The organism is Rhodopseudomonas sp. P2A-2r, from assembly GCF_026015985.1.
Taxonomy (GTDB): Bacteria; Pseudomonadota; Alphaproteobacteria; order Rhizobiales; family Xanthobacteraceae; genus Tardiphaga.
Genome location: NZ_CP110389.1, coordinates 1,192,936 through 1,205,000 on the forward strand (window position 1 = coordinate 1,192,936; position 12,065 = coordinate 1,205,000).

The 12,065-nt window shown below is 63.2% G+C and carries 4 protein-coding genes, 2 tRNA genes and 1 rRNA gene; 5 read left to right on the plus strand and 2 right to left on the minus strand.

The features are described from left to right. Positions 1-165 precede the first annotated feature (165 nt). The gene (gene clpB / locus ONR75_RS05640; protein WP_265081754.1) at positions 166-2,805 is read left to right on the plus strand and encodes an ATP-dependent chaperone ClpB; all 2,640 of its coding nucleotides are present in this window, start codon (positions 166-168) and stop codon (positions 2,803-2,805) included. Between the two features lie 254 nt (positions 2,806-3,059). Continuing rightward, positions 3,060-4,502, plus strand: a complete 1,443-nt coding sequence (locus ONR75_RS05645) for an aspartate/glutamate racemase family protein (RefSeq protein ID WP_265081755.1) — start codon at positions 3,060-3,062, stop codon at positions 4,500-4,502. A gap of 51 nt (positions 4,503-4,553) precedes the next feature. Here ONR75_RS05645 and ONR75_RS05650 read toward each other — a convergent pair whose 3' ends face one another. After that, positions 4,554-6,986: a hypothetical protein gene (locus tag ONR75_RS05650; RefSeq protein WP_265081756.1), complete on the minus strand. Its 2,433-nt coding sequence runs from the start codon at positions 6,984-6,986 to the stop codon at positions 4,554-4,556. Positions 6,987-7,154: 168 nt separating this feature from the next. After that, a complete protein-coding gene (locus ONR75_RS05655) occupies positions 7,155-9,209 on the minus strand; it encodes a LysM peptidoglycan-binding domain-containing M23 family metallopeptidase (protein WP_265081757.1) in 2,055 nt (684 codons plus the stop codon). 851 nt (positions 9,210-10,060) lie between these two features. On the opposite strand from ONR75_RS05655, the gene ONR75_RS05660 reads away from it, so the two are divergent. The 3 genes from ONR75_RS05660 (at position 10,061) to ONR75_RS05670 (ending at position 11,972) form a co-directional block, all read left to right on the plus strand. Further along, positions 10,061-11,547, plus strand: a 16S ribosomal RNA gene (locus tag ONR75_RS05660). A 197-nt stretch (positions 11,548-11,744) separates the two neighbouring features. Next, positions 11,745-11,821 (plus strand) — tRNA-Ile (locus tag ONR75_RS05665). A 75-nt stretch (positions 11,822-11,896) separates the two neighbouring features. Next, positions 11,897-11,972, plus strand: a tRNA-Ala gene (locus ONR75_RS05670). The last annotated feature ends 93 nt before the right edge of the window (positions 11,973-12,065 follow it).

Consider the following 12,065-nt stretch of genomic DNA (forward strand, 5'->3'; position numbering starts at 1 on the left):
ACCTCTTCCGTTCCGGGAACCGACTGCCCACATTTGCGTCAAGCCGGCGCGATGCCGGCGACGACCGCGGCTGTTGAGCGATATCAATGCAGCCCGTGGAAACCCAGTGAAGATGGCGGTATCGTGCTTTCGGGGCGAACCGGCAGGCCGAGGGACATCCCAACCATGAATATTGAAAAATACACCGAACGCGTGCGCGGCTTCATCCAGTCGGCGCAATCCTTGGCCGTGCGCGAGGGCCATCAGCAATTCTCGCCGCTGCATATTCTGAAGGTGCTGCTCGACGACAGCGAGGGTCTGGCCGGCGGCCTGATCGATCGCGCCGGCGGCAATTCGCGCGCCATCCTGCAGGCCACCGAAGCCGAACTGAAGAAGATGCCCAAAGTGTCGGGCGGCGGTGCCGGTCAGGTCTATCTGGCGCCGGCTACCGCGCGCGCTTTCGAAGCCGCCGAACAGGCCGCAGAAAAGGCCGGCGACAGCTTTGTCACCGTGGAGCGGCTGCTGCTGGCACTGGCGCTGGACAAGGATTCCGAGGCCGGCAGTCTGCTCGCCAAGGGCGGCGTCACTCCGCAAAACCTCAACGCTGCGATCAATGCCCTGCGCAAGGGCCGCACCGCGGATTCCGCCACGGCGGAAAACGCCTATGATGCGCTGAAGAAATACGCCCGCGACCTGACCCAGGCGGCGCGCGACGGCAAGCTCGATCCGGTGATCGGCCGCGACGAGGAAATCCGCCGCACCATCCAGGTTCTGTCCCGCCGCACCAAGAACAATCCGGTGCTGATCGGCGAGCCCGGCGTCGGCAAGACCGCCATCGTCGAGGGCCTGGCGCTGCGCATCCTCAACGGCGACGTGCCTGACAGCATCAAGGACAAGAAGCTGCTGTCGCTCGATCTCGGCGCGCTCATTGCCGGCGCGAAGTATCGCGGCGAGTTCGAGGAGCGGCTGAAGGCCGTGCTGCAGGAAGTGACCTCGGCCGAAGGCGGCATCATCCTGTTCATCGACGAGATGCATCAGCTGATCGGCGCCGGCAAGGGCGACGGCGCTATGGACGCGTCGAACCTGCTGAAGCCCGCATTGGCGCGCGGCGAGCTGCATTGCATCGGCGCCACCACGCTCGACGAATATCGCAAGCATGTGGAAAAGGACGCCGCGCTGGCACGCCGGTTCCAGCCGATCTTCGTGGCTGAGCCCACCGTCGAGGACACCGTTTCGATCCTGCGCGGCTTGAAGGACAAGTACGAGCAGCACCACGGCGTCCGCATCACGGATTCCGCCTTGGTGGCCGCCGTCACACTGTCCAACCGCTACATCACCGATCGCTTCCTGCCGGACAAGGCCATCGACCTGATGGACGAGGCTTCGGCGCGGCTGAAGATGCAGGTGGATTCCAAGCCGGAAGAACTGGATTCCATGGACCGCGAGATCATCCGGCTCAAGATCGAGCAGGAGGCGCTGCGCAAGGAGACCGATCAGGGCTCCAAGAGCCGGCTGGAGACGCTGTCCAAGGAGCTTGCCGAACTCGAGGAGAAGTCGGCGGCGCTGACCCAGCGCTGGTCGGCCGAGAAGAACAAGCTGTCCAACGCCCAGAAGCTCAAGAGCGAGCTGGAAGCGCTGCGCAACGATCTCGCCGAAGCCCAGCGCCGCGGCGAATATCAGCGCGCCGGCGAGCTGGCCTATGGCCGGATTCCCGAGCTGGAAAAGAAGCTGGCGGACATCGAGGCGCACGAGAACCACGGCGAGATGATGGAAGAGGCGGTCACCGCCAACCACATCGCGCAGGTGGTCTCGCGCTGGACCGGCGTGCCGGTCGACAAGATGCTCGAAGGCGAGAAGGACAAGCTGCTGCGCATGGAAGAGAGTCTGGCTGACCGCGTGGTCGGGCAGGCCGAAGCCGTGCATGCGGTGGCCACCGCGGTGCGCCGCTCGCGGGCGGGATTGCAGGATCCGAACCGGCCGATGGGCTCGTTCATGTTCCTCGGCCCCACCGGCGTCGGCAAGACCGAGCTGACCAAGGCGCTGGCGTCATACCTGTTCGACGACGACACCGCGATGGTCCGTCTCGACATGTCCGAATACATGGAGAAGCACTCGGTCTCCCGGCTGATCGGCGCGCCTCCGGGCTATGTCGGCTATGACGAGGGCGGCGCGCTTACCGAAGCCGTGCGGCGGCGGCCCTATCAGGTCGTGCTGTTCGACGAGATCGAGAAAGCGCATCCGGACGTGTTCAACGTGCTGCTCCAGGTGCTCGACGACGGCCGTCTGACCGACGGTCAGGGCCGCACCGTGGACTTCCGCAATACGCTGATCATCATGACCTCGAACCTCGGGTCCGAACTCCTGGTCAATCAGCCGGAGGGCGAGGACACCTCGATGGTGCGCGAGCTGGTGATGGGCAATGTCCGCGCCCATTTCCGGCCCGAATTCCTCAACCGCGTCGATGAGATCATCCTGTTCCACCGGCTGCAGAAGAGCGAAATGGGCCGCATCGTCGAGATCCAGTTCTCGCGCCTCCAAAAGCTGCTGGAGGACCGCAAGATCGCGCTCGCGCTCGATCCTGCGGCGCGCGACTGGCTGGCCGAGAAGGGCTGGGATCCGGCTTACGGGGCGCGTCCGCTGAAGCGGGTGATCCAGCGCTTCGTGCAGGATCCTCTGGCCGAGATGATCCTCGCCGGCGACATCAAGGACGGCGACACCGTGGCCATCTCGTCGGAAGGCAACGTGCTGACCTTCAACGGACGCGTGCCGCAGACCGCCGAGATCGCGCAGTTCGAAGCGCCGATCCCGAAGCGCAAACTGAACTGAGGACCGGGACGGCCATGTTCATCCACCTCTCCCCGTCGGGGAGAGGTGGATTGCTGCGTGGATGCGACGCCTCGCCGGGGCAATCCGGGTGAGGGCGCGCAGCGCTCCCGATGCACGGTCCGACCGCCGATCAATCCGTGATCGATGCCTGAAGCGCCAGCAGGCGGCAGAGGCGTTGCCATTGGCGTCGGCGCCCTTTGCACCCTGTCTCGGCTTCCCGTAAAAGATCGCGGCAACAGCCTTGAAAGCCCCGCATGATCGACAACCGTTTTGCCTTCGGCGTGGTCGGCGGCCTGGGCGCGCTGGCCGGGGCGGATCTGCTGCAGCGGCTGATCCGCGTCACCGCCACCGATCACGAGCGCTATGCCATCGTGTTCGAGCAGCAGAGTTTCCCCGGCGACCGGCTGCGCAGCGACAGCCAATACGATCCGACCGGCCGCAAGCTGCATGCGTTCAGCCTGATCCGCCGGCTCGAACTGCGCGGGACCGATGCGATCCTGCTGCCCTGTTTTGTCAGCCATACCTTCCTGCACGAGATCGAGCCCAATATCAGCACGCCTATCGTCAGCCTGATGGCCGCCTTGCAGGCGAAGGTGACGACCGCCTTTCCGCAGGCGCGGCGCATCGGCGTGCTGGCTTCCGACTACGTCCGCGACAAGGATCTGTTCGGCCGGACGTTTGGCGACAGCCATGCACTGGTCTATCCCGATGCCGACGCCCAGCGCGCGCTGATGGACATCGTCTATGCGGCCGGCGGCATCCGGTCGGGGACGGATGCGCCGGCGCTGCTCGGCCAGCTGCGCGACATCTGCGAAGGCCTGGCGGGGCAGGGCTGCGATATCATCCTGCCCGGCTTCACCGAATTGTCGCTGGTCCATGCGGCGCTGTCGGTCTCGCTGTCGATTCCGATCTTCAATGCCAACCAGTGCTATGCCGACTATGCGCTGAGTCAGCCGGTGCTGCGCCCACGCAAGGCTTTCAAGATCGGCGTGGTCGGCGGCGTCGGGCCGCTGGCGACGGTGGATTTCATGGAGAAGGTGGTCAAGCTGACCGAGGCGCGGCGCGACCAGGATCATATCAAGATGATCGTCGAGCAGAATCCGCAGATCCCCGATCGCACCGAGCATCTGCTGCACCAGGGCACCGATCCGACCATCGCGCTGTTCGCCACCTGCAAGAAGCTCGAAGCTGCCGAGGCCGACCTGATCGCCATTCCCTGCAACACGGCGCACGCCTTCGTCGAGCGCATGCAGGCGCACTTGCGGATTCCGGTGCTGGACATGCTTGATGAAACCATGGCGCAGATTGCCAGCCGCTATGCCGGCCAAGTTGTCGGGCTGCTGGCGACGTCGGGCACGGTGGAAAGCGGGGTCTATGCAGTGGCCGCCAGGCGCGCTGGCGTCGCGATCATGCTGCCGGACGCGGCGCACCAGACGCTGGTGATGGAAGCGATCTATGGCGCCAGCGGCGTCAAGGCGGGTTTTACCGAGGGGCGCTGTCGCGACGACCTGCGCGCCGCCATCGCGCACCTGGCCGAGCGCGGCGCCGCTGTCGTCGTGCTTGGCTGCACCGAGCTGCCGCTGCTGTTTCCGCAGACCGAAAGTTTTGAGACCGGAGGCCGCATGGTGGCCCTGCTCGATCCGACGCTGCTGCTGGCGTCGGCCTGCGTGCGGCATGCACAGGCGGCGCGAGCTTAGCTCGGTATCGTCCCCGCTTGGGCGGGGACGACGTGAAAAGGCCAGTGTGCCCTACATCGCCTTCGGCGCGGGTACCGCCGGTACGCCTGCGCCCGGCTCCCGCGTGTCCGTGCGTGCTGCCACCGCCTGCCAGCCCACCATCATCATCACCGCGCAAAGCACATAAAAGCATACGCCGAGCCCGAAGGTCCGCGCGATGCCGAACTCGATGGACAGAGCGACGCCGAGCGCCGAGGCCAGCATCGAGGTGATGCCGTTGGCGCTCCAGAAGAACGGCAGCAGTCTGTCGTGGCGGCGCCAGATGCTCAGGCCCAGCGGGAACATCATGCCCATGAAGAACGCCGGCGGCGCCAGCAGCAGCACCGAGATCAGGATACGCATGTCCGTGGCCTCGGTGCGTGCCCAGCTGGTCACCACGGGCGTCAGCAGCCCGGCCATCACAAGCATGGCCAGCAGTGCAACGATGCGGGCGACCACGGCGCCGGGCCTGGGCGGCCGTGCGCCCACGGTGATGCTGCCGAGCCCGCTGAAGATCAGGATCGAGACCAGCACCACGCCGAGCCCGTAGACGGGATGGCCGAGGAACACCATCAGCCGCTGCATCTGCGAGATTTCGATCAGCATGAAGCCCATGCCGATGCCGCTGAAATAGATCACCGGCGGCGTCAGCGTCGCCAGCGGCATGGCCCGCGCGAGGCGGGTGAAGGGAATGACGATGTAATAGATGCAGGCGAGCCCCGCCACCAGCACCAGCGACAGGGTGATGCTGACCGCAGAATTGTTATTGGTCAGCGCCCGCGACGGTTTGGCGAAGAAAGTGCCGAGCCGGGCGGTGTAGAAGAAGAACGGGCTGTCGTCGGTGGATGGTGCGATGTTCTCTGCTCGCGCGTTGAACCAGGCGGCGTCGGCCTTGCCGGACATCAGCGTCGTGGTGACGCCGTCGAACGACACGTCGGGTCCTAGCAGGATCTTGAAACCCTGCGCCAGCACGCGGCTCTTGGCGGCCTCCCACTGCGCGGCGGTGAAGGCGTCGGGCCGGCTGATCACCGTGACGATGTTGTCGACGTTCAGCGCCACCACGTGCTGCGCCAGTTCGGCGGCGGGCACGCCCTTGTTCTGCAGGGCGGCGGCGGCGATCGCCACCAGGCGGTAGAATTCGCTGCGGTGGTCTTTCGGATCGTACCAGCGCGACACCGACAGCATCCCGCCGGGATTGAGCGCCCGGTAGAAATTGCCCCAGGCCTCGACTGTGTAGAGGCGGTTTTCGGTCAGCGTCAGGCCGCCGGCGGCGGTGGCCGCCCAGGTGTCGATCAGCGAGATCTGTACCAGGTCGAAGCGTTCCGGCGAATGGTTGATGTAGCTGCGCGCTTCGGCATTGACGAGCTTGACGCCGGGCTGGCGGTCGAGATGACCGGAAAAGTCGGCGAACTTGTCGGTGAGCACTTCGAAGATCGCCGGATTGATCTCGATGCCACGGATGGTCTTCGCGCCGAAATACAGGCCCGAGAGAATGTCGCGACCGCCGCCGACGCCGACCACGGCGACGTCGTTCGGCTTCTGCAGCAGATAGGCAGCGTTGACGACGTCGTCCTGCAGATAGGACAGCTTGGTGAGATCGCCGTCGAACTTCGTGATGACGGTGGCGGCATCGGCGTCGATGTCGAGATGGTTCTGGTCGATCCTGGCCTGCGGGGGATGCGCGAAGCCCCAGCCCTGCGGCGTGCTTTCGCCCATCGCCGTGACGCGGACGCGGGAATAGGTGTTCCAGCGCTCAAACAGGGTGCCGGTCTGTTCGGCGCCCTTGGCCCAGAATACGCCGAGATGGCTCTTGCCGGAGATGGCGAGCCCGGTATGCAGCGTGGCAATGGCCGCCAGCGTCAGCGCCACTGCGCCGCTCAGGCGCAGGCTTTTGCGGTCGCCGCTGTGCCGCGTCACCATCCAGCCGGCGGCGGCGGCAAAGGCGCCGATCCAGAACGTGGCGCTGACCGGGTCGATCAGCAGCAGCACGAAGATCAGGCCGAGGCAGCCCAGCGCGGCGCCCGACAGGTCGGCCGCATAGAGCCAGCCGCCGGCATAGGGCAGGCGGGTCAGCAGCAGCGTGATGCAGACGCCGCTTTCGGTGAACGGGATGACGAAGGCGAAGGTGATGACGGTCAGCGCCACGGCGACGTAGGGCTCGGGCACCGCCAGCGGCACGCAGAGAAACACGGTCATGGCGGCGACGCTTGAGATGGCGAAATACGCCGCGTGGCGCGCGAATTCCTGCGCGACCCGCTCCGGCGCATAGCGCGCCGCATCGCCGTAGACCGCGATGGCGCCGCGGGTCAGCCCGAGCATGGCGAAGGAAATCGCCGCGAAGGCGAAGTGGTAGTACAGCATCACGCTGAAGAAGCGGGTGATCAGCACCTGGTACGACAGCGTCGCCGCGGCCAGCACGAAGATGGCGATGCAGTAGCGGCGTTGAGCCGCAAATGATGTCGGCAAGGCGCTGTCCTCACGTGAACCGTGACCATACGCTGACGCGCGGCTGCCGCCGAAACTGCCAAAAATCTCCTAAGATCTGATTGACCCGATGCCGCATTCCACGGGGTATCGGGAGCCCGCGGTTGCCCGCCTTTACCTCTCCCCGATGGGGCGAAGCGAAGCGGGAACCTACCGGTTGCTGACCTGCCGCACCGGTGAGCTGGGCAGGGCGGCGTCGGAGACCCGCGCGCCGTTGCCGCGCATGTTCATCTGCACGTCCAGCCCGTCGCGCACCTTCTCGAAGCTGGCCATCAGCGGGCCCTCCAGCGAGCGGCCGCGCGGCAGTTTCACGCGCATCGGGTCGACGAAGCGGCCGTTGACCAGGATTTCGTAATGCACATGGGCGCCGGTGGATGCGCCGGTGGAGCCGACGAAGCCAATCACCTGGCCCTGGCGGACCCGCTTGCCGGGCTCCATGCCCTTGGCGAAGGCCGACATGTGGCCGTAGGCGGTCTCGTAGCCGTTGTTGTGCTTGATCTTGATGAACTTGCCGTAGCCGCCTTCCCAGCCGGCGACCTCGATCACGCCGTTGCCGGAGGCGAAGATCGGGGTGCCATAGGGCGTCGCCCAGTCGACGCCGGTATGCATCTTCACATAGCCGAGGATGGGATGGCGGCGGCTGCCGAAGCCGGAGCGCATGATGGCGTTGTTGACGGGCTTGCGCACCAGGAACTTCTTCGCGCTCTTCCCGGTCTCGTCATAGTAATCGACGATCGAATCGTCGGGGGTCTGGAAGCGGTAGTATTTCTTGGTCTCGCCGCCCACCGTGAGCGAGGCGAACAGCACCTCGGTCTTTTCGGTGATGGTGGCGCCTTCGTCCTCGCCGGCGAAGAACACGTCGAACGAGTCGCCGGGCTGCACCTTGCGCTGGAAGTCGACGTCGTAGGAGTAGATCTTGATCATGTCCTCGATGACGGTGGCCGGCACCTTGTTGCGCAGCGCGGTCTCGTAAATGCTCTGGTAGAGCCGCACGCCGGTGCCGTCATCCTCGTCGTCGTCGCTCTCGGCGGCGGGCGCGTCGGCCACGGTGTTCATGCTGGAAACGTCGACCGCGACGTATTTGCCGAGGTCGGACAAAGCGGCGACCGCTTCGATGGTGGAGTCGTTGGCGACGATCACGCGGTAGGGCTGCAGCCGCTGGCCGGGCGCCGACGGCGCCATCAGGATCCGCAGTTTCTGGCCTTCCTTCAATCCGCCGTCGCGACCGCGCGCGCCGAGCGTGTAGGTGATGGCCTTGATCTCTTCCGGCGAGGCGCCCTGGTCGCGCAGGATGGTGGCGACCGAGTCGCCCTTCTTGACCACATGAATGCGTTCGCCGCTGGGATTGCCGCCGGTCGCCTGGTCCTTGGTTTTCGGAAGCTGGGTGACGTTTTCCGGGACCACGCGGGTCTCGAAGCCGGCATAGGGATCCGACGTGGTGCCCTCGGCGGCGTAGGACATCTTCATGTCGGGCTGGCGGCCGACCTCGCCGGTGGCGCTGGCCAGCGTGTAGCGGACGCCTGAATTGCCGCGCCAGTTCGAAGCGTCGCGGACCCGCATCAGGACTTCGTCGATCGCCACCGAGGCGGCGATCTTGGCCTTCGGCAACACCGGCGCGAGATCGCGGGTGACGAAGGATACTTCGGCGTCGGGTTCGATGGCGTCGGGGTTCTGGGCGTCTTCGGTGGCGGCGGGCGCGGTGATGCCGACGTCGGTCAGCATGCGCTGGGCATTGAAGGGCGGCACCTTCGCACTGAGATCGCTGGTTGCCATCGACAGGTTGCCGGAGATCCGGATGAACGGCCGCACGCGCATCACGTCGCGATTGCCGACGCGGGTCACGGTGGAGACGCGGACCACCTGGCGCGCGGCGGAAGATTCGCTTGGCGGCGGCAGGCGGTCGCTCTTGTGCAGGCTGGCCATCTTGTCGTTGGCGCTGAAGGCGCCGCGCAGCGCGCCTTCGACGCGTTCGGGCACCTTGGCAAATGTCATCTCGCCGTCGAGCGATGCGAAAACGGCGCCGCCGATGAGAGCTGCGCCGCAAAGACCCGTGAGAATCGTGCCGCTGAACCACTGGACCGAAACACGGCGGCGATCGATCACCGCGGCTTCGGAGCCATCGACGGAAAGCGGCGGCTCGTGTCCGAGATCGATGACCCCAGACTCGCGTCCATAGTTGCCGCCGCGTGACGTCGCGTAATTCAAACCGAAATCCCCCGAACGTTCATCACCACAATACGACGGGATTTCCCCGGCCGCGTCGCATCGACATCGCAAACGTCACCGCATCCTAACAGCGTGCGCCAAAATGCTGGCCCCGGTGCAAGACGTCAATGCCGCAAAGCCGCTTGCTGCATCTTGTTCGGGGGACAAAAGCAGCCGCCAAGTTGCGACGGTCGCTTTCGTTCCATGAAATCCGGATCGCCTGACCCGGCGACCGAATTTTTCCGAACAACTTCCCGCCAGAACGCCGCAGCATTGTGGCTGATAGATGGCTAGCCCCTGTAATACCTCAGCTTTTTGGCGCGCGCGGGAGATGACATTTTCCTGACGATTGGCGTTGACAGATCCGAGTTGGAGGGCCTATAAACCGGCCACTGAGCGCGGCGGCGCCGGGGCCCACGGGTCCAGGCAAGCTTCCGTGTCTCTGATGCTCTCATTAAGGTGAGTGACTTAGCAGCCGATAGGTGTCGGTTGATTTGTCGTCGGATGAGTAGCCGGTCTTCTTTAAGTAGAAGTGCCTGACGAATTTTCTCCCTTAAGGGGAGGGCGATGTTTTGCGACATCGGGTTGTTTGACAAGTTTAGATGAAGAAAGAGAAACGTGGACGGCGGAGTCCTTGCGGGTCTTGATCTCTAGTCATTCGGCGCAAGCTTGTGATTTTGGATTGAGGCCGGACGAAAGACTTCGGCGGTACACGTTTTGATACAAAGGTTACACCATCGTTGTTTGCGCTGTGAAGCGCGGACGGCAGGTTGGTCAGGCTTCGGTTTGATTGACCAAGTATGGTGGGACCTCGTCAATACGATGTGATCAGCCGGTTCAAAGTTCAAGTCCAACTTGAGAGTTTGATCCTGGCTCAGAGCGAACGCTGGCGGCAGGCTTAACACATGCAAGTCGAACGGGCATAGCAATATGTCAGTGGCAGACGGGTGAGTAACGCGTGGGAACATACCTCTTGGTTCGGAACAACACAGGGAAACTTGTGCTAATACCGGATAAGCCCTTACGGGGAAAGATTTATCGCCGAGAGATTGGCCCGCGTCTGATTAGCTAGTTGGTGTGGTAAAAGCGCACCAAGGCGACGATCAGTAGCTGGTCTGAGAGGATGATCAGCCACATTGGGACTGAGACACGGCCCAAACTCCTACGGGAGGCAGCAGTGGGGAATATTGGACAATGGGCGCAAGCCTGATCCAGCCATGCCGCGTGAGTGATGAAGGCCCTAGGGTTGTAAAGCTCTTTTGTGCGGGAAGATAATGACGGTACCGCAAGAATAAGCCCCGGCTAACTTCGTGCCAGCAGCCGCGGTAATACGAAGGGGGCTAGCGTTGCTCGGAATCACTGGGCGTAAAGGGTGCGTAGGCGGGTTTCTAAGTCAGAGGTGAAATCCTGGAGCTCAACTCCAGAACTGCCTTTGATACTGGAAGTCTTGAGTATGGGAGAGGTGAGTGGAACTGCGAGTGTAGAGGTGAAATTCGTAGATATTCGCAAGAACACCAGTGGCGAAGGCGGCTCACTGGCCCATTACTGACGCTGAGGCACGAAAGCGTGGGGAGCAAACAGGATTAGATACCCTGGTAGTCCACGCCGTAAACGATGAATGCCAGCCGTTAGTGGGTTTACTCACTAGTGGCGCAGCTAACGCTTTAAGCATTCCGCCTGGGGAGTACGGTCGCAAGATTAAAACTCAAAGGAATTGACGGGGGCCCGCACAAGCGGTGGAGCATGTGGTTTAATTCGACGCAACGCGCAGAACCTTACCAGCCCTTGACATGTCCAGGACCGGTCGCAGAGATGTGACCTTCTCTTCGGAGCCTGGAGCACAGGTGCTGCATGGCTGTCGTCAGCTCGTGTCGTGAGATGTTGGGTTAAGTCCCGCAACGAGCGCAACCCCCGTCCTTAGTTGCTACCATTTAGTTGAGCACTCTAGGGAGACTGCCGGTGATAAGCCGCGAGGAAGGTGGGGATGACGTCAAGTCCTCATGGCCCTTACGGGCTGGGCTACACACGTGCTACAATGGCGGTGACAATGGGACGCTAAGGGGCAACCCCTCGCAAATCTCAAAAAGCCGTCTCAGTTCGGATTGGGCTCTGCAACTCGAGCCCATGAAGTTGGAATCGCTAGTAATCGTGGATCAGCATGCCACGGTGAATACGTTCCCGGGCCTTGTACACACCGCCCGTCACACCATGGGAGTTGGTTCTACCTGAAGGCAGTGCGCTAACCGCAAGGGGGCAGCTGACCACGGTAGGGTCAGCGACTGGGGTGAAGTCGTAACAAGGTAGCCGTAGGGGAACCTGCGGCTGGATCACCTCCTTTCTAAGGATGGATCTTCAGTGCTTGCACTATCGATCCTCTTTTGAAACATCAGTGGCCAACGGTTTTCGGATCGTTAGGCTGCATTGGCGGGACACCGCCGTCTTCGTTTCTCTTTCTTCGCGGACGAACACACGCTGGGGCGTGCTTGTGACGTTCCTGGTGCAAGCCGGGATACGCTGGGCAGCCCTTTGTAGTTAGGGCTTGTAGCTCAGTTGGTTAGAGCGCGCGCTTGATAAGCGTGAGGTCGGAAGTTCAAGTCTTCCCAGGCCCACCAGCCTTTGCTTGCGCAAGCGAGCTGGCGAAGACGAACGATCGACCAATCACTGTTCAAGCCGAGTTCTTCTGGAACGGGGGCATAGCTCAGCTGGGAGAGCGCGTGCTTTGCAAGCATGAGGTCGTCGGTTCGATCCCGTCTGCCTCCACCAGAAACTTTTCTGATGGATGGCGATGAGATCTTTCTGACCATTCAACTTTCTTCATCCAGTGTGTTCACAGCATGCGCCATCGGGCAGCAGCTG

Excerpts from the sequence above, each read along its gene's own strand:
- clpB (WP_265081754.1), top strand. The coding sequence starts at position 166 with ATGAATATTGAAAAATACACCGAACGCGTGCGCGGCTTCATCCAGTCG.
- ONR75_RS05645 (WP_265081755.1), top strand. The coding sequence starts at position 3,060 with ATGATCGACAACCGTTTTGCCTTCGGCGTGGTCGGCGGCCTGGGCGCG.